At 37.9% G+C, this 20,302-nt stretch carries 20 protein-coding genes and 1 pseudogene; 15 read left to right on the top strand and 6 right to left on the bottom strand.

The genetic code is table 11. From position 1 onward, the window contains the following. The first annotated feature begins 277 nt into the window (after positions 1-277). The 5 genes from spxA (at position 278) to pepF (ending at position 6,805) form a co-directional block, all read left to right on the top strand. A complete protein-coding gene (spxA, locus tag BGM26_RS00520; RefSeq protein ID WP_217037782.1) occupies positions 278-673 on the top strand; it encodes a transcriptional regulator SpxA in 396 nt (131 codons plus the stop codon). Between the two features lie 540 nt (positions 674-1,213). Next, a complete protein-coding gene (mecA, locus tag BGM26_RS00525; RefSeq protein WP_217037783.1) occupies positions 1,214-1,882 on the top strand; it encodes an adaptor protein MecA in 669 nt (222 codons plus the stop codon). A gap of 155 nt (positions 1,883-2,037) precedes the next feature. Then, positions 2,038-3,555, top strand: coding sequence for a cardiolipin synthase (gene cls / locus BGM26_RS00530; RefSeq protein WP_217040575.1), 1,518 nt, complete (start codon positions 2,038-2,040; stop codon positions 3,553-3,555). Between the two features lie 105 nt (positions 3,556-3,660). Then, positions 3,661-4,866 carry a competence protein CoiA gene (locus tag BGM26_RS00535; protein WP_217037784.1) on the top strand — a complete coding sequence of 402 codons (1,206 nt, stop codon included), beginning with the start codon at positions 3,661-3,663 and terminating at the stop codon, positions 4,864-4,866. Positions 4,867-4,987: 121 nt separating this feature from the next. Further along, on the top strand, positions 4,988-6,805 hold the full coding sequence (gene pepF / locus BGM26_RS00540) for an oligoendopeptidase F (protein ID WP_217037785.1): 1,818 nt from the start codon (positions 4,988-4,990) through the stop codon (positions 6,803-6,805). Between the two features lie 554 nt (positions 6,806-7,359). Here pepF and BGM26_RS00545 read toward each other — a convergent pair. The 4 genes from BGM26_RS00545 to BGM26_RS00560 all read right to left on the bottom strand — a co-directional run bounded on the left by BGM26_RS00545 (position 7,360) and on the right by BGM26_RS00560 (position 10,142). Beyond that, positions 7,360-8,253: a ClpXP adapter SpxH family protein gene (locus tag BGM26_RS00545; RefSeq protein WP_217037786.1), complete on the bottom strand. Its 894-nt coding sequence runs from the start codon at positions 8,251-8,253 to the stop codon at positions 7,360-7,362. Next, the gene (locus BGM26_RS00550; RefSeq protein ID WP_217037787.1) at positions 8,250-8,657 is read right to left on the bottom strand and encodes a globin domain-containing protein; all 408 of its coding nucleotides are present in this window, start codon (positions 8,655-8,657) and stop codon (positions 8,250-8,252) included. Before BGM26_RS00550 ends, BGM26_RS00545 begins: the two co-directional genes overlap by 4 nt. Before the next feature lie 237 nt (positions 8,658-8,894). After that, positions 8,895-9,536: a lytic transglycosylase domain-containing protein gene (locus BGM26_RS00555; RefSeq protein WP_217037788.1), complete on the bottom strand. Its 642-nt coding sequence runs from the start codon at positions 9,534-9,536 to the stop codon at positions 8,895-8,897. Between the two features lie 15 nt (positions 9,537-9,551). Then, positions 9,552-10,142, bottom strand: coding sequence for a CYTH domain-containing protein (locus tag BGM26_RS00560; RefSeq protein ID WP_217037789.1), 591 nt, complete (start codon positions 10,140-10,142; stop codon positions 9,552-9,554). Positions 10,143-10,446: 304 nt separating this feature from the next. Here BGM26_RS00560 and BGM26_RS00565 point away from each other — a divergent pair, with 304 nt between their 5' ends. The 4 genes from BGM26_RS00565 (at position 10,447) to BGM26_RS00580 (ending at position 13,909) form a co-directional block, all read left to right on the top strand. Beyond that, the gene (locus BGM26_RS00565) at positions 10,447-10,818 is read left to right on the top strand and encodes a UPF0738 family protein (RefSeq protein ID WP_217037790.1); all 372 of its coding nucleotides are present in this window, start codon (positions 10,447-10,449) and stop codon (positions 10,816-10,818) included. Between the two features lie 285 nt (positions 10,819-11,103). Beyond that, the gene (gene yjbM / locus BGM26_RS00570) at positions 11,104-11,724 is read left to right on the top strand and encodes a GTP diphosphokinase (protein WP_367949252.1); all 621 of its coding nucleotides are present in this window, start codon (positions 11,104-11,106) and stop codon (positions 11,722-11,724) included. Between the two features lie 387 nt (positions 11,725-12,111). After that, on the top strand, positions 12,112-12,906 hold the full coding sequence (locus BGM26_RS00575; RefSeq protein WP_217037792.1) for an NAD kinase: 795 nt from the start codon (positions 12,112-12,114) through the stop codon (positions 12,904-12,906). 115 nt (positions 12,907-13,021) lie between these two features. Continuing rightward, positions 13,022-13,909: an RluA family pseudouridine synthase gene (locus tag BGM26_RS00580; protein WP_217037793.1), complete on the top strand. Its 888-nt coding sequence runs from the start codon at positions 13,022-13,024 to the stop codon at positions 13,907-13,909. A gap of 201 nt (positions 13,910-14,110) precedes the next feature. On the opposite strand, the gene prpE is transcribed toward BGM26_RS00580, so the two are convergent. Beyond that, entirely contained in the window at positions 14,111-14,845 is a 735-nt protein-coding gene (gene prpE, locus BGM26_RS00585; protein ID WP_217037794.1) for a bis(5'-nucleosyl)-tetraphosphatase PrpE, read from the bottom strand. A gap of 173 nt (positions 14,846-15,018) precedes the next feature. Here prpE and mgtE point away from each other — a divergent pair, with 173 nt between their 5' ends. The 4 genes and pseudogenes from mgtE to BGM26_RS00605 all read left to right on the top strand — a co-directional run bounded on the left by mgtE (position 15,019) and on the right by BGM26_RS00605 (position 18,226). Further along, positions 15,019-16,362 (top strand): magnesium transporter, encoded by a 1,344-nt coding sequence (gene mgtE / locus BGM26_RS00590; protein WP_217040576.1) that lies wholly within the window; start codon positions 15,019-15,021, stop codon positions 16,360-16,362. A 26-nt stretch (positions 16,363-16,388) separates the two neighbouring features. Further along, positions 16,389-16,658: pseudogene (locus BGM26_RS00595) on the top strand (cation:proton antiporter domain-containing protein); the annotation flags it as partial. Between the two features lie 68 nt (positions 16,659-16,726). Beyond that, entirely contained in the window at positions 16,727-17,497 is a 771-nt protein-coding gene (gene fabI, locus BGM26_RS00600; protein ID WP_217037796.1) for an enoyl-ACP reductase FabI, read from the top strand. Positions 17,498-17,605: 108 nt separating this feature from the next. Next, entirely contained in the window at positions 17,606-18,226 is a 621-nt protein-coding gene (locus BGM26_RS00605) for a CotO family spore coat protein (protein ID WP_217037797.1), read from the top strand. Between the two features lie 43 nt (positions 18,227-18,269). Here the strand turns inward: BGM26_RS00605 and BGM26_RS00610 are convergent, their stop codons facing one another. After that, complete coding sequence (locus BGM26_RS00610) at positions 18,270-18,758, bottom strand: CotY/CotZ family spore coat protein (RefSeq protein ID WP_217037798.1); 489 nt, start codon at positions 18,756-18,758, stop codon at positions 18,270-18,272. Positions 18,759-19,117: 359 nt separating this feature from the next. Here BGM26_RS00610 and BGM26_RS00615 point away from each other — a divergent pair, with 359 nt between their 5' ends. Together BGM26_RS00615 and BGM26_RS00620 are read left to right on the top strand one after the other, a co-directional pair. Next, the gene (locus tag BGM26_RS00615) at positions 19,118-19,474 is read left to right on the top strand and encodes a DUF1360 domain-containing protein (protein ID WP_217037799.1); all 357 of its coding nucleotides are present in this window, start codon (positions 19,118-19,120) and stop codon (positions 19,472-19,474) included. 346 nt (positions 19,475-19,820) lie between these two features. Then, on the top strand, positions 19,821-20,291 hold the full coding sequence (locus BGM26_RS00620) for a sporulation protein (protein ID WP_217037800.1): 471 nt from the start codon (positions 19,821-19,823) through the stop codon (positions 20,289-20,291). Positions 20,292-20,302 lie beyond the last annotated feature (11 nt).

Raw genomic sequence — 20,302 nt, forward strand, 5'->3', positions numbered from 1 at the left:
TAGCGGAAATCAACGGGCAAACTTTGAAGGCTAAAAACAACAATATATGCGAAAACAGCCTATTTAATAGATTGCCTGTAGTAAATATTTGTTTAATTGAAAAGGCTTTTTAGAAATACATATTCCAAAATTGACTTTTATGGTGTATAATAAGTAATATAAATTACTTTATAAAAGTAATTTTAATCTAGAATCAGCCTTAATGCTCATTATTAAACAAATAACAATCTAAAATATGGGCTTTGAATGTCAAAATTTAGGGGAGTGAATTTGTAAAATGGTCACATTATACACTTCACCAAGTTGTACATCTTGCAGAAAAGCAAAATCATGGTTAGAAGAACATGAAATTGGATATAAAGAAAGAAACATTTTTTCGGAGCCTCTTTCTATCGATGAGATTAAAGAAATCCTTCGAATGACAGAAGAGGGTACAGATGAAATTATTTCAACCCGATCAAAAACATTTCAGAAGCTTGATGTTAATCTAGAGGCAATGCCTTTACAGAATTTGTTCGAGTTGATCAAAGAAAATCCAGGTTTGCTTCGCCGGCCTATTATTATTGATGAAAAGCGATTGCAAGTTGGATATAATGAAGATGAGATTAGACGTTTTCTTCCAAGAAAAGTTCGTACATTTCAGCTAAGAGAAGCACAGCGCTTAGTAAATTAATATAGAAAGACCTTCTCTCTCCGGAAAGAGGGTCTTTTTTAATGTTAAACTGACATCTACGTTATAAGTTTGAGAAAGATAATGAACTCTGATAAAATACAATGAACTTATTAATAACATTAATCAGTCTACTTTCAAATAAGTCGACAATCCGATCTTATATAGATGCACTTTTGCTCTATTTCATAGGGAAGGAAATTCATGCTCAGAGCTGTGTTTGAGAAAAGAAAATTAGCTGTTTCGCAATTTCACCCTTAAGCTCTACCTCTGAAATCTAGGCATTCAATGGTTTTTCAAAAGAAGTGACATTTTAATTCCCTTTATGATCATTTTGTCATAAAATAAAAGTACAAGGTGCAATATCATTTACCTTCTAACTGATAAAGCATAAACCATGTTGAATATGGATAAAGGGATAACACAAACGACTTTACGGGGGTATTTTGTCCCTTCAAGTGCTTCTACAAGGACCAACGTGTACTTTATCGGAATTTGTGTAGATCAGAGGCGCTAACCAAATCAAGAAGGGAGAGTTGCAAAATGGAAATTGAACGCATAAATGATCATACAGTAAAGTTTTATATTTCTTATGTTGATATAGAAGAAAGAGGCTTTGAGCGCGACGAGATCTGGTATAATCGCGAACGGAGTGAAGAATTGTTTTGGGAAATGATGGATGAAGTCCATCAAGAAGAAGAGTTTTCAGTAGAGGGTCCGCTCTGGATACAAGTTCAAGCTTTGGATAAAGGCTTAGAAATTTTAGTAACGAAAGCCCAGCTTTCGAAGGACGGCCAGAAATTTGAACTTCCTGTTCAAGATGAAAGGCTTAGGGATCTTCCTGTAGATGAACGGATTGAAGAATTACTAGATCAGCATTTTAACCCTCATCCTATTGATGAAGATGATGCTGAATATGAGCTAAATCTTGAGTTTCTTTTAACATTTAAAGATTTTGAAGATCTTATTTCCCTCGCTAAACGCGGTGGTTTAGATTCAATTCCGACGAAATTATTTTCTTTTGAAGGAAGATACTATTTATTCGTCGAATTTCCTGAAGATGTATTTGAAGAAGAGGAAATCGACAATATGTTAGCCTTATTACTTGAATATGGATATGAAACCAATATTACTATTCACCGAGTAGAAGAATACGGCAAAAAGATCATCGCTGAAGATGTATTTGAACAATTAAGAACGTATTTTAAATAAAAATGCCGATTTCAGTTATGAAATCGGCATTTTTTTATGGCTCTGTTCAACAATAATAATGCTGCTTGCAAGGCCCTTCAGCATTAGAATTAATTTCGCAAATAATTTTGTCGTTAATGAAATAATTAAGGGATGCCGTTTTGGCAGGTGAAATAGTGAAAAATACAGTCAGGATTTTCTTGTTTATCTGTATATTAGCTGGACTTGTTTATATTTATGACTATTATATTCATTTAAATAGTGAGTATTTTGGATATGCCAGCATTTTAATGACAACGTCTGTTATGTTTATTGCATTTGTAATCTTCCTTGAAAATCGCCATCCTGCTCAAACACTGACGTGGTTAGTTGTATTAGGCAGCTTTCCGTTAATCGGCTTTATTTTTTATCTTTTTTTTGGTCGAAATTATAAAAAGGAAAAGCTGTATCGAAGGAAATATTTTCTTGATAAACAGGCTTTTTTAAGATATGAAGGAGAGTTTGATCCTTCCAATGGGGAGAAAATGAAGCAAATGGGTGACCATCAAAGGAAGCTGTTTAATTTGGCGCAGAATCTCGGAAATAGCCCGATTTCGTTTGCGACAAGGACCAAGGTTTTGACAAACGGTGAAGAGACTTTCCGTCATGTTTTGGAATCTTTAAAGGAAGCAACTCACCATATCCACATTGAGTACTATATTGTACGCCATGATGAGATTGGCCAAGAGATGAAGGAAATATTAATTACAAAGGCAAAGGAAGGGGTAAAGGTACGGTTCCTATATGATGCTGTTGGGTCCTGGGAATTGTCGAAGAGATACATTTCAGACCTTAGACATGCAGGTGTGGAAATAATTCCGTTTGGCCCTGTTAGGCTGCCTTTCCTTAATAGTAAAATTAATTTCCGAAATCACCGCAAAATTATTGTCATTGACGGAAGTATTGGGTTCGTTGGGGGGCTAAACATCGGGGATGAATATTTAGGGCGCGATGAAAGCTTTGGTTTTTGGCGGGATACCCATTTGATGTTGAAAGGGGAGGCTGTCCGAAGCCTTCAACTTATTTTCCTGCAGGATTGGTATTATATGACGAATAATAGTATTTTATCTGCCGAATATTTTTCTCCAAATCTCGAAGAAAACATTTATGGCGGGGTGCAATTGATTGCTGGCGGGCCTGACAATGAGTGGAGCGTAATTAAAAACATTTTTTTCTCGATGATTACATCGGCGGAAAAGTCAGTCTGGATTGCGTCGCCGTATTTTATTCCTGATGAAGATATTTTCTCGGCGCTAAAGATAGCGGCTTTGAGTGGAATTGATGTCAGACTGCTCGTACCGCAAAATCCGGACAAGAAAATCGTCTTTCATGCCTCCCGATCTTATTTTCCTGAACTGTTAGAGGCCGGCGTAAAAATATACGAATATGAAAAAGGATTTATGCATAGTAAAATTATCATCGTTGACGGTGAATTGGCGTCAATCGGGACCTCTAACATGGATATGAGGAGCTTTCACTTGAATTTCGAGGTAAATGTGTTTTTGTATCGGACAAGAAGCACCCAAAAGCTTGTTAAGGAATATGAAAATGATCTCCGTAATTCAAAGGAAATTGAAATAGACAAATTTAAGAACAGGCACATCGGCTACCGAATCATTGAATCAACGTCAAGGTTGTTATCACCCTTATTATAGCTTCAGAATCCCAGCCTTTTGGTTGGGGTTTTTTGTACATATAAGAAGGATAATTATAAAACATGTCGAATTAAGTCAATTAAAAAGAGAGGAGATGATGACGATTTGCTAGTTTCAAAAACAAAGCAGGGGGAATGGTTCAGTTTAGCTGAAAATCGCAATCAAGGGCACTTAAAAGCGATTAGACAAAAAGAAAACTTTTATTGTCCGGAGTGCGGGGAACAAGTTATTTTAAAAATTGGTACAAAGAGAATGACCCATTTTGCGCATCAAAAAGGGGCAGCATGTCATGAAAGCTATGAACGGGAGTCGGAATATCATTTAAAAGGGAAAATCACCTTATATGAATGGCTAGAATCAAAGGGGCTGTTACCTGTTCTGGAACCTTACTATAAAGAGATTGCCCAACGTCCAGATATTGGTTTTAACTATAATGGCGTTCAATTTGCGCTCGAATATCAGTGTTCCGTCATTCCCGAAGAATTATTTATCAAACGCACAGAAACCTATTTGAAAGCGAATATTACACCCATTTGGCTTATGGCGGGAAAAAATATCAAACGAAAAGGTAATACTCGAGCAGCACTATCTGGGTTTGATTATTTATTTTTAGTAAAAGACGCTTTCGGAAATTGGAGACTTCCCGCATTTTGTCCCGTTACAAACACCTTCATAACGATGCACCATATTATCCCCGTATCTGTTAAAAATGTATTAACTCAATTCACAATTACAAATCTGAAATCAGCCAAACTATCCATCCTGCTTGATCCCATATGCAAAACATCTCTACAAGCTGAAGATTGGCTAAGGGAAATAAGAAAAGTGAAACTCTACATTACTCATAGTCAGCAATCACTGCGAAATAAATATCTCCAAGAACTATACGCTCATTCCATTATCCCATCTTTTCTTCCACCAGAAATCGGTTTGCCTGTTCCCCATGCACCTTATATTGAAACACCAGCTGTTCAGTGGCAAAGCTATTTATTTATGGATATTTTAAATCAGCAGGAGTGGATTTCCATGGAGCAAATCCTTATCTCCTTTAGAAGAAGAGTACGGAATAAAGATGTGAGATTGAGGAAATTACCACTAAATTCAAATGTTAATCCACTTATAGCCGTTAAGGAATATATCAATCTGCTTGTCAAAGTAAATATTCTTCAAGAAGTAGGTACAAACCGTTTTAGAAAAATTAATTCGATGATTTTAGCTGAAAATCAGACTCAACAGATGGAATTGGAGAAGGCGTTTTACGGAAAGTACGGTAAGTTCATATTCAAAAGCCTGTTTAAAGACCAATCATAATGAAATAGTTCTTTTGAACATAATATAAGGTGTAGAGAAGGAATTTAGATGTTAGGATAGAAATAACAATTAAGACGATTTCTTCGGAAGTTTGGGTAATCGCTGAATGGAGGATGGATTGATGACAAATGAACAAGCAGTAAAAAAGCTTCCAAGCAGAAGTGAAATAACAGTGGAAGATACATGGCGGCTGGAAGATATTTATCCGAATGATGACGCATGGGAAAAAGAATATAATGATGTTAATGGGCTAGTACCAGGTGCCAGCAAGTTTCAAGGGAAACTCGGGAAAAGTGCTGATTTGCTTTACGAAGCATTACAATATCAAGATCATCTATTAGAACGTCTTGCAAAGCTATATACATACGCACATATGCGTTATGACCAAGATACAACGAATTCTTTTTATCAAGGGATGGATGATCGAATTAAGAATTTGTATTCACAGGCTGGAAGTGCGCTTGCCTATATTGTCCCCGAAATTTTGGCTGTTGATGAACAGAAAATAATTGAGTTTTTAGATGAAAAGGAAGAGCTGCAGCTATATAAGCATTCTCTTGAGGAAATTAATTTGCAACGGCCGCACGTCCTTTCTGCGGAATCGGAGGCACTGCTAGCCCAAGCATCTGAAGTATTGGGAGCTTCCGGAAATACGTTTGGCATGCTGAATAATGCTGATCTGGAATTCCCATCCATTAAAGATGAAAATGGCGAAGAAGTGGAGATTACCCACGGGCGCTATATTCGTTTTCTTGAAAGTGACGATCAGCGGGTAAGGCATGATGCGTTCAAGGCCGTTTACGAAACATACGGGAAATTCCGCAACACGTTTGCAAGTACATTAAGCGGGAATGTGAAAAAGGATAATTTTAATGCGAAAATAAGAAATTATGATTCTGCCCGCCATGCGGCATTAGCGAGTGATAATATCCCTGAAAGTGTGTATGATAATCTCGTTAAAACGGTTAATGATCATTTGCATTTATTGCATCGCTATGTAAAACTGCGCAAAAAAGTATTGGGTGTTGAAGAGCTTCATATGTATGATCTTTATACACCTCTAGTAAAAGAAGTAAAAATGGAAGTCAAGTATGAAGAAGCGAAGGATTTGATATTAAAAGGATTGACACCGCTCGGAGAAGATTACTTAGATGTATTAAAAGAGGGCTTTGAAAATCGCTGGGTGGATGTTCATGAAAACAAAGGGAAGCGGAGCGGGGCGTACTCTTCAGGGGCCTATGGGACAAATCCGTATATTTTGATGAACTGGCAGGATAATGTCAATACTCTGTTTACGCTTGCCCATGAATTCGGGCATTCCGTGCATAGTTATTACACGCGCAAAACTCAGCCGTATCCATATGGAAGTTATTCGATTTTCGTTGCAGAGGTTGCCTCTACATGTAATGAAGCGCTTCTAGGTGATTATTTGCTGAAGACGATTGATGATGATAAAAAACGGTTATTCCTCTTAAATCATTATCTTGAAGGTTTCAGGGGCACCGTATTCCGTCAGACGATGTTTGCTGAGTTTGAACATATTATCCACCAGAAAGCACAAAACGGTGAACCATTAACAGCTGATTCATTAACAAAAGAGTATTACGAGCTAAATAAAAAATACTTCGGTGAAGAAGAGCTTATTATTGACGAGGAAATTGGACTAGAATGGTCCCGGATTCCACATTTCTATTACAATTACTATGTATACCAATATGCAACAGGATTTAGTGCAGCTACTGCATTAAGCAAGCAAATTTTAGAAGAAGGGCAGCCGGCTGTTGAGCGGTATATTGAGTTCTTGAAATCCGGAAGCTCCGATTATCCAATTGAAGTACTAAAGAAAGCTGGAGTAGATATGACGGGTTCCAAACCAATTGAGGATGCTTGTAAAGTATTCGAAGAAAAACTGATTGAAATGGAAAATTTATTAGCTTAATTTTTGAGGGAGGATGGACTTGGGTCTGTTCTCCTTGTTTCTTTTACTTAAAAATTTGGGGGTTGAAGTTTCCGCTTTCAACGATCAACCTGTTGCAATAAATTGAGTACTTCGAAATCGCGTCTGAAATTAATAACCTCTAAATTTTTTCCGCTCATTAATAGATAATATAAAGATAAACAGAGAAATAAAAAGGAGAGGTGAGGTAATAACAACAGGAATTAATTTCATAAGGCCCAATATATTTAGAACAAAGGAAAATACTATAAATAGGAGCATTAAAACAATCTTCATATTGACTTTCCTCCAATCTCACTTCTCATCTCTAGAATATTCAGTTGTCCTTTAGTATATGACAATATTGTGAAGAAACACACAAACTTATTGTTGCTGAAATAGATTCATGATATATTACAGACATGAAGTTAATCACACACAAACATCTACCCCTTTGTTTGAATCGTGAAGAATTTCTCTCATCCCCTTTGTTCGTATATAAGTGAAAAAGACCATGCTAACTTTCACGTTTGCATGGTCTTTTCCATATCCTAGAACTAACATTCATCTTTAGCGAAATCATTATACTTCCAAAACATCCCATACTTTACCGGAATTTGTTCAACAATCTGTTTTAATTGTAGCTTTTTCATTTCCCGTTCTACTTCATTGATGGTCATGTTATAAACAACGGCGATTTCTTTCGAGGCTACAAATTTAAAACATTGTAAAAATTTCTCGACTGAAGGAGGAGTGGAACGCGCTGGTTTTTCCATCAGCATTTCCTCTAAAATTTGTTCATATACCTCATAATCATAATACCCGGCAATCTTGATCCCTTCATCCTCAATATTTTCGTTAAAGAAAACGAGCGTCGGGATTTCTTGAACTTCCATTTCGGAAGTGATTTTTAAATCACATTGAAAAGCCCTGGCCGCACTATCGGAATGAATATCAGAGATAAATTCTGCTACATCAAGACCTACACTTTTCGCACATTCCTTTAACACGTCAAAACTCGAAACATTTTGTTTCTCCAAAAACAATACTTCTTGTAATTTGCGCAAAAACCGAATTCCAGCTCTTCTGCCTTGCAGTTCCGCTGCTTTAATCGCAATGGAGGCAAGATGAGGAGAGGAAATCGGATTCTCAAGCCAAAGACTTCCATCACAAGACATTCCAGAACGACTAGCTGTTTTTTCCCATAGATCAGCCATATTTTCATAGTTCTGCCTTTTGCCGATATTTAAAGTTGCCAGTCTACCGCTTAATACATGTTTAATGGAAAAATAACGGCCATATTCTATCATGAGTTTCTTAATTATGGGTTCAAGTGCCCAGCACTCCGGACAAAGAGGATCGACGAACAAGTACAATTCAAGCGGCTTTTTCTCATTGTTATTACAATGAGGTGATGTCGACTTTAATTCGAATGATTCCTGATTGCTCACAAGTTCTCACCTTTCATCGTATCATTTTCAGCTGTATTGATCATATGCTGTGCAGTTAAAAAGAGTCTGGCAAAAAAGTCTTCTCTGATCGGTTCCTCAAGATTGACTTCGTCCATAGCTTCCTTCATGCACGACAGCCATGCCTTTGCTCTTGTTTCCGTTATTTTAAAAGGCATATGACGGGCCCGAAGCATTGGATGGCCATGTTCAGATGTATATAAGGGCGGGCCTCCCAAATACTGAGTTAAAAATTGCTTTTGTTTTCTTGCAGTCTCTGTAAGATCATTAGGAAAAATAGGGGCAAGATCGGGATGTTGTCCAACCCGGTTGTAAAAAGCCTGCACAAGAAGGTGGAGTTTTTCCTCGCCGATCGCGTCGAACGGTGTATGCATTTTCTCGACCATATGAAAACTCCCTTTATTAGTTGTCATGTAAAATAGCGCTCCAGCTTAACCTATCGGGCTAGAATCTCTCTTTATTCTATCAATGAGTAATTTATATCTCAAACAAACAGCTTCTAAAATAAATTCCTAATTTTCTCCAAGGATATTCTGCTCGCGAAATGGGGGAATTTAATCATATTTTTCATAACGTAATATCAAAAAAAACGCCTATTGGCAAGCAATAGACGGAAAGGGAATTCAGGCGAAGAATGAGCTTGTAATTTTTTGTACATACCTTTGGGTTTCCTTAAAAGGTGGAATCCCTCCATGTTTATCTACATTTCCTGGACCTGCGTTATAGGCGGCAAGAGCTAGTTCGATATTGTCATTATATTTGTTCAGCATTTGGCGCAAATACTTCGCTCCGCCGAAAATGTTTTCCTTCGGATCAAAAATATTTTCAACACCAAGGCCCCTAGCTGTTGCTGGCATCAACTGCATCAAGCCCGATGCACCTGCATGGCTAATGGCGTTCGGATTAAAGTTCGACTCCTGCTTAATGACAGATTTGAGAAGTTTCACCGGTATTTTATACCGTTCCGAAGCTTTTTCAATAATTTCATCAAAATCATTCTTATTGGTTCCTGAAAGTTTTGTTAAATTTACAGGAGGCAGGGATGGGCCTGTTAAAGCTGTAATTGGTTTGTTAAAATAAGGGTCTATGGAAGCAAGCGACCCGGGCTGCTCGAATGGCTGTAAAAATGTTTCTAGTTTATTATCTGATAATAAATTTGTAAGAAGCTCCTGAAATAAAGAGTTTTGACTCGAGTTTGATTGGGAACTGTTGAAATTTTGCAGTGCCTGTAATTCCAGCATGACTTTTATTTGACTAACATCCATCGCTTGTGTCTCCTTTTAAAAGCGGCCTTGCTGATTTTTTTTCTCGTTATAAAAACGTTTAATTTTATTTTCTGTTTCTCGAATCGGAATTTCTAATTGTAAAAGCAAGGCTGCGAATATGGACTGGCCCTTTTTTCGGTTACTTACTTCATATTCTATCTCAAAGTCTTCTTTATTTAAATAGAAACTATTGTCCAGAACGACTAAGCCTTGTTTATATTCAATTTCAGCTCTTTTTGTTGTTAAAGAGCCGAAATATTGAATCGCATTTGGATTAATGTGCATTTTTTCAATGAGGGTCCGTATAGTCTCATTGGATAGCTTTCCGTTTTGGAACATTTCCTCTGCAGATCCCGCATTTAGTGCTTCATTCGTTTCTAGCAAGCCATCCTGATGCGGCTGTTTTAAAGTCAACTCATAATTGTCATTTTTTTGTCTAATTCGGAGGGCGCAGCCGTTTTCTTTTAAGGAAAAGTCAGCAGTATCAAAATAATGGTTTTCTTGTATGAAGAAATCATTGTCGTTTAATTGGAAATGATCGATCAGTTTTATAAATTCATGTTTTGTAATGATATTTTTAAACTCGATTTCAATATTTTGAGCCAATGAATATTCATCCTTTCAAGCATCATTATCCTATTATCTCTTTCATCTATCTTTCCCGCAATTTATTTTAGATTATTGGGATATATATGTATGTTAAATTGGAACTTCCATCAGTGGGTGTTTTTTCATCTGATGGTTAGTGCCGGCCCACGGGATATGCCGCTTTAGTCTGTGTTCCTTAATCGGGCCTTTAAGGGAAGTTAACCCTTCACTTTAGCATCTAAGATTCTACAAATTTACAAGTAGGGGTTTTACTGCCCGTTAATCTGCGATAAAATAGGAACAGAGTTTGGAGGTAGAAGTGATGAAAAATAAAATGACAATTATTAACGCAGATTTTAATGAAATTGAGAAGAAATTATTAATAAGTGCCGGAGAAGAATTCTCCATTTCAGAATTGAAGCCAATGGAGCAAATGCTCGTTGATTCAGATAACCTATCTTTTATTTACATAACAGATCGTAACGATGAGTATACTTATGTAGCCATTCCTGATACATTTTGGCCAGAGGTAAAAAAAGCGCATGAAATGAATGCGCCTGTTTACTTGATCAATCGTATGGAGCAATTGCTTCTTCCTGGTTTCAACGATGAATTGAGCTATTTAATCGAAAATATTAAAGGGAACAGTAATTACGGTGAGGAAATGGTTAAGAAAGTAGAAAGTACATTTTAACTTTATTCAGCTGAAGTCTCTCCCACTTCTATAAGTGGCGAGATGAATGCAAACAGGTATCCAATTTAGTGTGGGTTCAACCCAAGCTGAATAAAGTTAAGCCTTCGGCAAGCCTTTCAATTTTTTAAAGGAATTTATCGAGCAACCTAAGGTGAAAATCTGGGCGCAAAAACGACAAGGCGAATTTGATCAAGTTATTTTCATCCGCCAATGCATTATCTGGCCCGAATATACTTATTAAGGGTTAGGCTGTTCTAATAAAAATCGGATGAGGTGATGTCTATCGTGAAGCATTGGGATCAATTTTTAAGGCCATATCAACAGGCTGTAGAAGAATTAAAGGTTAAGCTTAAAGGCATGAGGAGACAATTTGAACAAGATTCTACCCATTCGCCGATCGAATTTGTTACGGGAAGGGTTAAGCCGATTGCAAGTATTTTAGATAAGGCGAACGAAAAGGGAATTGCCTTAGAAAAACTTGAAACGGAAATGCAGGATATTGCTGGATTAAGAATGATGTGTCAGTTTGTCGATGATATTATGAAGGTCGTTGAATTGCTTAGAAATAGAAATGACTTTGAAATCGTGGAGGAAAGAGATTATATTTCGCATAAGAAATTTAGCGGTTACCGTTCTTACCATGTTGTCATCCGTTATCCCGTTCAAACGATAAAAGGTGAAAAGAAGATTCTTGTAGAAATCCAGATTCGGACGCTGGCAATGAATTTTTGGGCAACGATTGAGCATTCTTTAAATTATAAATATAAAGGGCAATTCCCTAAGGATATCCAAATGAGACTGCAAAGAGCAGCAGAAGCGGCCTTCAGGCTGGATGAAGAAATGTCGCTAATTCGCGGAGAAATCCAGGAGGCGCAGGCTTTTTTTACAAGAAATAAAGAACAATAACAACTATACATAAGTGCACGCCCATTAGGCAACTAACCATCGGTGGGGGATGAAGGCTTACTAAGAACGCCACTTCCTGTGGCAACGTCGGCACTAGAATGTTCTGTACGTCGAAAACTCCCACTGATGGAAGTTTCACTTTATCCCCCTCTAAGTTTGTCTTTATTTTTGACTTATTTCAACTTTATTCAGCAGAAGTCTGTAAACGATATAAGTGGCGAGATGAATGCAAAAGGTATCCAATTCAGTGGGGTTCAAACCCCGGCTGAATAAAGTTAAGCCTCCGGCGGATGCCTCAGATTTTTTAAAGGAATTTATCGAGCAAGCCCGATAAAATCTGGGCGCAAATCCGCCAAGGCGAATATGATATGAAGGAGCTTGAACCCGATGAAATTTGCGATTACTTCAAAAGGGGATGCGAAATCAAATACGCTCATGCATAAAATGAGAACGTACCTATTGGATTTCGACCTTACATATGATGAAGATCAGCCGGATATCGTCGTCTCTGTCGGCGGAGATGGCACATTGCTTTACGCGTTTCATCGCTATACCGGCCGCTTGGACAAAACGGCTTTTGTCGGCATTCATACAGGCCATCTTGGGTTTTATGCGGATTGGGTACCGGAGGAGATCGAAAAGCTTGTCATTGCCATTGCGAAAACGCCATATCAGGTCAGTGAATATCCGTTACTTGAGGTCATAATCCGCTATCAGCATGGCGGTCGGGAAACAAGGTATCTTGCATTAAATGAATCAACCGTTAAAGCGGTTGAAGGCACGCTTGTGATGGATGTGGAAATTCGCGGGCAGCATTTTGAACGATTCCGGGGAGACGGGCTATGTGTTTCAACACCTTCAGGGAGCACAGCTTATAATAAGGCGTTGGGAGGGGCGATACTGCACCCGTCCTTGCCGGCTATCCAGCTTGCTGAAATGGCCTCAATTAATAATAAAGTTTTCCGGACGGTTGGTTCTCCACTCGTTCTTCCAGCTCACCATACATGTATGCTTAAACCTGTGAATGAGCCGGATTTCCAGATCACGATCGATCATTTAACACTGCTTCATAAAGATGTGAAATCTATTCAATTCCGCGTTGCCAATGAGAAAATCCGTTTTGCCCGCTTCCGTCCATTTCCGTTTTGGAAACGGGTTCACGATTCGTTCGTAGCTGATTAAGGTGAAAAGTAGAGGTTTAAAAGAACCTCGAGCTGGTTATCGCTGACCGGTAAACATCTATGGCATCCATTTTGCGGCGGAGCTTGACAACTTAGGAATAGGGGCAAGAAACAGCATGTCGCGATTTCAATTGCAATGGCAGATAACTGATATTGATGAGAAAAAATTCATCATAGACTTTTTAAAAGAAAAAGAGATATCGAAAACAGCTTTGACAGATATCAAATTTAAAGGCGGCTTCATCACAGTAAACGGCGAGGAAGAAACGGTCCGCTATATACTGAAGCAAGGTGACTTGTTACATGTGGAATTTCCTGAAGAAAGTCCGAGTGCAGGGATAAAAGGAGAAGCTTTGCTATTAGATATTTTATATGAAGATGATTTTGTCATAGTTGTAAACAAGCAAGCAGGAATGAGCACAATTCCTTCAAGGGAGCACCCAGCCGGCAGCCTTGCTAGTGCTTTAATTCACTATTATGAACAAATTGGTTTAACTTCAACTTCTCATATTGTAACAAGATTGGACAGAGATACGTCTGGAATCGTGCTAATTGCCAAACATCGGCATGTCCATCACTTATTGAGCAAACAGCAAAAAGCCGGCGAGATTAAACGGTTTTACGAAGCATTTGCAGAAGGACTTTTGACGACTGACAGCGGTGTCATCGAAAAACCGATTGCACGGAAACAGAACAGCATTATTGAAAGAGAAGTCAGCCCTGATGGACAATATGCTTGTACTCGTTATGAAGTCATCCGCAGCTCTGCTGCCTTTACACATTTACAGCTGCAATTAGAAACAGGACGGACACATCAGATTCGTGTTCATTTATCATATTTAGGTCATCCACTCGTAGGTGACGACCTTTACGGAGGAAAAACAGCTTTGCTTAGCAGACAGGCGCTGCATTGCTGCGAACTTTCATTTTTTCATCCATTTTTAGAAAAAAATTTAACTTTCAAGCAAGAATTGCCTGAAGATATGAAACGACTGCTTGAATAGAAAAAAGCCGATATCTCGGCTTTTTTTCTATTCAAGCCTAATATCTGCAAAAAGAGAGCAGTTTTTACAAGATTTAGGTTCTCTTTTAGAAATTTCCTCTGTTAATTAGTAAGTTTAGTCCGCTTAATTGCAAGTTTCCACTGTCTATTAGCAAGTTTTCAGTTTTTATTTGCAAAGCTCACAATTTCCGTTTCATTCATACTATATTTTCTTGAACTTCTCCTCAACTAGCGGCATGGTGGAAGGAACGGATAAAACGTCCAGCTCAGGGTACTTGAGGGCTGTCAGCTTGTTGCCAAAAACGGCTCCAGTGTCAATGTTGTATGTGTTGTTTACTTTGCGCACTTCTTTAACCGGGGTATGCCCATAAACAATCACAGCATCTCCCTTATAGTGCTGTGCCCAGTCACGGCGAATAGGGGAGCCGTCCGGATTTTTTTCCCCCGTAATGTCTCCGTATAGTACGAAGGTTTTGACTCTCTCGGAATGCTGCCCGATATAATCTTGGCGAATACCGGCATGAGCGATGATAAGCTTGCCGCTATCAAGGACTTTGTATAATGGTGCTTTTTCATAAAGTTCGATAAATTTTTGGCGAATATTCCTTTTGCCTTTTTCGTCAAGGGCTTCATACTCTGCAGCTGTCGTTTCTAAGCCATGAGTGAGCTGCACTTTATTGCCTAAAAAATATCGATATAGCTTATTGCAGTGATTTCCCGGAACATAATGCGCGAGCCCCTTATTCACAAGCGTCCATACCGTATCTGCAACCTTTAATGATTGAGGCCCTCGATCTGTTAAATCACCGACAAAAGCTAACTTTCTTCCACTCCGATGAATAGGAAAGCCTTCCACCCATTCATACCCAAGTTTAACCGTCAGCTCCTTGAATTCGTCAAAGCAACCATGAATATCTCCGATAATGTCTAGTTTCATGCGAGACTCCTTTTTTACTATTATCATACCAAAACTTATGTATTATTACATTCATTGGACAATAGGCTCTTTTATTAAAAGCGAAGTTTTGCTAGTATAGTGGAGTATTATAATTGGAAGGGAAAGGAGGAAATCACGATTTGGAGTTATCAAATGAAAAGGCAGACCATCATATGAATAGGGAATTACTAATCGAATCTTTACAAAATGAAGAAATAGAAAAATTCCGCGATGAATTTCTGGAATTGCACCCTTATGATCAGGCTTCATTTTTTAAGGAATTGGATGAAGAAACGAGAGAAAAGATGTATCATTATCTCTCACCCGAAGAGATGGCAACATTATTCGAGAATCTTGAAATAAACGATAATAATTATAAAGAAGTACTCGCAGAAATGAGTCCGAATTATGCGGCAGATATGATCTCAAAAATGTATGTAGATGATGCAGTTGATGTCTTAAATGAGCTCGAAAAAGACCAGGTCGTAAGCTATTTAACGATCATGGATGAAGAGGCAGCACAGGAAATTAAGGATCTGCTTCATTATGAGGAATATACTGCCGGAAGTATAATGACAACAGATTTCATTTCGATTGCCGCAAACCAGACGGTCCGCTCGGCGATGTATATTATAAAAAATGAAGCACCTAAGGCCGAGACCATTTATTATGTCTATGTTATAGATGAGGAGAAGAGGTTAGTTGGTGTCATTTCTTTAAGGGATTTAATTGTCAATGATGATGACACAATGATTGCTGAAATTACGAATGATCGGATTGTTACTGTTTCTGTCGGGGATGATCAAGAAGAAGTTGCTCGAAAAATAAAGGATTATAATTTTTTGGCCCTGCCTGTCGTTGATTTTCAAAATCATTTATTAGGAATCATAACGGTTGATGATATCATGGACGTCATGGATGAAGAAGCGTCAGATGATTATTCGAAACTGGCTGCCGTTTCAGATATGGATACAATTGACAAGAGTCCACTATCAGCCGCAAGAAAAAGGCTACCATGGCTCATCATATTGCTGTTTCTTGGCATGTTAACAGCAAGCATGATCGAACGTTTTGAAGATACATTAAAGGAAGTGGCAATTCTTGCAGTTTTCATCCCTCTCATTGCCGGGATGGCCGGAAATACAGGGACACAGGCACTTGCCGTTGCTGTTCGCGGAATTGCTACAGGTGATTTAGAAAATGAAGACAAAAAGAAGTTAATAATAAGGGAAGCAGGAACTGGACTGATTACAGGTGCAATCTGTGGGGCGCTTGTGTCACTGATTGTATTTATTTGGCAAAATAATTTGTTTTTAGGAATCCTCGTTGGTATTTCAATTTTATGTACGCTCATTGTTGCCACATTGGCTGGTGCTCTCATTCCACTGATTATGCACAAGTTTAAAATAGATCCCGCTGTAGCTTCCGGCCCATTTATTACAACGATTAATGATATTATCAGCATTTTGATTTATTTTGGTATGGCTACAATGTTTATGGAGTATTTAATAAAATAAAGCCTAAAAAACGAGGGAGGAATTGGATGGAAGAGCATGGAGTGTCAGCTGCTTCGCTAGTTACTGTCATTCTGATTGCGTTTTTGACACCAATCCTGCTGCATCGTCTAAAACTAAATTTTATTCCTGTTGTCGTTGCGGAATTTCTGATGGGCTTAGTGATTGGGAAAAGCGGCCTTGATGTTGTACATCCAGATATGTGGCTTGAAACCCTCTCAACATTAGGCTTTATTTTTTTGGTAAAAATCTGGGCGCAAATTCGCCTTGGCGAATTTGATCTAGATTTCTTTTCTTTTTATAACAATTGTAGTAAAATTAGTACTAGGTACTAATAACATGTAATAATATTCAGGAGGATAAAGGAATGACTCTTTCTTTACAAGGAAAAACATTTGTTGTAATGGGTGTTGCGAATAAGCGTAGTATTGCATGGGGAATTGCAAGATCGCTTCACGATGCTGGTGCCCGTTTAATTTTTACTTATGCAGGAGAAAGACTTGAGAAAAGCGTACACGAACTGGCTGAATCGCTTGAAAATGCAAATTCGCTTGTGTTGCCATGTGATGTGACAAGTGATGAAGATATTGCAAAGTGCTTCGCGTCAATTAAAGAGCAAGTTGGAACAATTCATGGGATTGCCCACTGTATAGCATTTGCTAATCGGGAAGAGCTTCAAGGTGATTATATGAACACAACGCGTGACGGATTTTTGCTTGCCCATAATATTAGCTCTTATTCGTTAACAGCTGTTGCGAAAGAAGCAAAGGATTTAATGACAGAAGGCGGAAGCATCGTGACATTAACCTATATTGGCGGAGAGCGTGCGATGCCAAACTATAATGTTATGGGTGTTGCAAAAGCTTCACTAGATGCTAGTGTGAAGTACCTAGCTAGTGATCTTGGAAAAGTTGGCATTCGTGTCAATTCTATTTCCGCAGGACCGATTCGGACTCTTTCTGCAAAAGGAATTAGTGACTTTAACTTAATCTTAAAAGAAATCGAAGAGCGTGCACCTCTCCGCAGAGCAACGACACCTGAAGAGGTTGGCGATACAGCCGTATTCCTGTTCAGCCACCTATCTCGCGGGATTACTGGCGAAAATATACATGTTGATTCTGGATATCATATTTTGTAAAAATCTCAACCTGCTTCCACTAGTGAAGCGGGTTTTTTCTTTGCAACGTAATCCTATGTTTCGCATACACATATAAGGTGAACCCATATGTTTATGGAGGTGACCGAAATGACAGGCATAAAAAAGAAAAACCCAAATGTTTTTATAAATCAACCCGCAATGATATTCCCGAATGCAAAAATGCAAGAATTCTATTCAAGTAAAAAAAACGACATGGAAAAGGAAAAGCAACCCATTTTTCCGATAGAAAAATCAAAGATAGATGAGGAAAGTAGATTGGCAAATTTGGATTTTTTTGAAACAAAAGTGAATTTAAGCTCAAAAGAACAAAAGAAAGTTTCGATAGCATTAAAAGCTAAGGATCCTGAATTAGAACTGCGTGAAAAGGTTCAAGAAGTGATTGAGGCATATGAAAGCCAACAGGTAGAAAAAGAACAAACGTCTACTTTTGCGTTTCGGTCTAAGAGTAAATTAGTTTCTTCTTTTCAAAGAATAAAAAGCTTTAATGAAATGAATACGGTGGAGCGACTTGATTATTTAATTCATTTTCCGAAGCAGCTGCCTCCTATTCCATGTATTTTTGAAACAGAAGGGAATACCTTAATCGGGTTTCTTATTTCCAAAAAAGAGGAAATAATTGAAGTGAAGCTTTTTGATGGGAAAACGGAAGAAATGAAAATTCAAGCATTAAAGGAAGTAAGAATGGTTGGGATAAGAAAAAAAGGATGAACAAACAAATGAGCCAGCCGTATTAAACGACTGGCTCATTAATTTAATCTTTATGAATGGCTAAATCTACATCGGCAATACATTGGACAGCGCAGAAGGAATGTAATTCAACTGTGATGAAGTCATCTGTACTGCGGAAGGAGTCTACCTCACAGATTTTTTCTAAATCAATGGAGTATTCATTTGCTATGTTTACCGTTTCTCCACCTTGTTTCATATTTATAGGTTCAAGGACACGAAGAACCGCACAGCCATTGTTAAATACTTCTTCAACGCGGAAAAAGATTGAAACACAGGCACTGTCATTTCCTGTAAAGAATGCGTGAAATGACGCCCCATCGGCAGTCTTTAATACAAAAACACGTGAATCAGGGGTGACATTTTTACTTTTTGAAGGAGAAATAGCTCCAAGCTGCCGGAGAAAGCTTGTGGCTGGGTATTCATAAACTTCCTCATTGTCTTGAATATTTTTTATCGCTCGGAGGATATCGAATACACAGCCGTTAAAGTTGTCTTTTTCTCTGTAACCCATTTTTACAATACCTCCTTATTGATTCTTATGTTACCTTCCTAATAACATATTGGCATAATGCCTAATGGGATACGGACAAATGCCTTGGTTTTAAAAGTTTTAAAAAAAGGCTGTTTTCGCATATATTGTTGTTTTAGCCTTGAAAGCTTGCCCGTTGATTTCCGCTGCGGGCACTTGCTTTCCGCGGGGAGTGACGGGAGCCTCCTCGGCGTAAAGCCTGCGGGGTCTCCCGCTTCCCTCTATTCCCGCAGGAGTCAAGTGCCCTCCGCTCCAATCAACTCAGATTATTAAATAAAAATTACATTTTAAAAGCAACAAACTTTACAAAACAGCCTAAAAAAATGTTTGGGGGATAGAAGATGGATATATCATTTATGGAACTACTAATATTAGCTTTAGCAAGCTTTCGTCTAACTCGGCTGTTACTCTATGATAAAATTACTGAATTCATGAGGAATCCATTTTTTGATGAAATACAAGAAACAAATGAGAAAGGTGAAACAGAAGTTTATTTAATTCCTAAAAAAGGAGGAATTCGCGGATTTCTCGGTAAACTACTCAGTTGCCATTGGTGCACGGGTATATGGTCATCCCTTCTGCTAAGTATCCTGTATTTGCTAACTCCTTTTATTATTAATCCCGTCCTTCTCGTATTGGCAGTTGCTGGTTTAGCAGCGATCGGAGAAACGCTAATCCAGCATTTTATAAAAGAGTAAAATGGGTGTATTCCCACCAATACCATCCAAAACATAGGCTTTCCATTTACACAAGATTCATAATTCTCCATAGAATATTATAAATTGAACAATACTTGAAAGGGGAATATGGATGAATAAAGATGCTCAACCGGTAAAAATTTATCCACAACAATCCAAGAAAAAGAAAAAAGGATGTGGATGCGGAAAAAAGGGTAAGAAAAATGCTTAAAATCAGCCGGTCATTGCCGGCTGATTTTTGTTTTTTACATTACTTGGAATAATGCTCTGTGGGAATTCATTCATAAATTTACTTTTTTTCGAGGACAATATAGGTAAATGATTTTACGTTAGGAAGGGACCGATTATGAGAACTAAACTTTTGTTGATTATTGCTTTATTACTAGCCGGATTAGCTGGATGTGCTAAGGATGATTCAAAGAAAAGCGGGCTGGCGTTAATAAAAACGACAAATCCGAGCCCAGCATTAATTGAGAAAAACACAGAAGAGAAGCTGGATTTAGTCGAGAATATTAAACAAGACATTGATTCCATGAAGGAAATATATGATGTTGCAATTGTCAAAGGCAAAAAACATACTTTGGTCGCTTATAAAGTAAAGCATTTATCCCGTTTTCAAATGAAAAATATCGAGAAAAGAATGAAGAATATGTTAGAAAAAAAATACCCGGATGTAAAATTTACTGTTTCTAGTGATTATAAAATTTTTCTGGAGGCTGTTAAGTTAAATGAAAAAATGAAGGACCACGATTTTTCTCAAGAAAAAGCAAATAAAAAATTGAATGAAATTATTAAATTGAAACAAGAAACAGCGTAGAAAGGAGATTA

It is taken from the genome of Bacillus sp. FJAT-29790 (genome assembly GCF_019039215.1).
Lineage (GTDB): Bacteria > Bacillota > Bacilli > Bacillales > Cytobacillaceae > Cytobacillus.

Excerpts from the sequence above, each read along its gene's own strand:
- spxA (WP_217037782.1), top strand. The coding sequence starts at position 278 with ATGGTCACATTATACACTTCACCAAGTTGTACATCTTGCAGAAAAGCA.
- mecA (WP_217037783.1), top strand. The coding sequence starts at position 1,214 with ATGGAAATTGAACGCATAAATGATCATACAGTAAAGTTTTATATTTCT.
- pepF (WP_217037785.1), top strand. The coding sequence starts at position 4,988 with ATGACAAATGAACAAGCAGTAAAAAAGCTTCCAAGCAGAAGTGAAATA.
- BGM26_RS00550 (WP_217037787.1), bottom strand. The coding sequence starts at position 8,657 with ATGGTCGAGAAAATGCATACACCGTTCGACGCGATCGGCGAGGAAAAA.
- BGM26_RS00555 (WP_217037788.1), bottom strand. The coding sequence starts at position 9,536 with ATGGATGTTAGTCAAATAAAAGTCATGCTGGAATTACAGGCACTGCAA.
- BGM26_RS00565 (WP_217037790.1), top strand. The coding sequence starts at position 10,447 with ATGAAAAATAAAATGACAATTATTAACGCAGATTTTAATGAAATTGAG.
- BGM26_RS00575 (WP_217037792.1), top strand. The coding sequence starts at position 12,112 with ATGAAATTTGCGATTACTTCAAAAGGGGATGCGAAATCAAATACGCTC.
- BGM26_RS00580 (WP_217037793.1), top strand. The coding sequence starts at position 13,022 with ATGTCGCGATTTCAATTGCAATGGCAGATAACTGATATTGATGAGAAA.
- prpE (WP_217037794.1), bottom strand. The coding sequence starts at position 14,845 with ATGAAACTAGACATTATCGGAGATATTCATGGTTGCTTTGACGAATTC.
- mgtE (WP_217040576.1), top strand. The coding sequence starts at position 15,019 with ATGAATAGGGAATTACTAATCGAATCTTTACAAAATGAAGAAATAGAA.
- fabI (WP_217037796.1), top strand. The coding sequence starts at position 16,727 with ATGACTCTTTCTTTACAAGGAAAAACATTTGTTGTAATGGGTGTTGCG.
- BGM26_RS00605 (WP_217037797.1), top strand. The coding sequence starts at position 17,606 with ATGACAGGCATAAAAAAGAAAAACCCAAATGTTTTTATAAATCAACCC.
- BGM26_RS00610 (WP_217037798.1), bottom strand. The coding sequence starts at position 18,758 with ATGGGTTACAGAGAAAAAGACAACTTTAACGGCTGTGTATTCGATATC.
- BGM26_RS00615 (WP_217037799.1), top strand. The coding sequence starts at position 19,118 with ATGGATATATCATTTATGGAACTACTAATATTAGCTTTAGCAAGCTTT.
- BGM26_RS00620 (WP_217037800.1), top strand. The coding sequence starts at position 19,821 with ATGAGAACTAAACTTTTGTTGATTATTGCTTTATTACTAGCCGGATTA.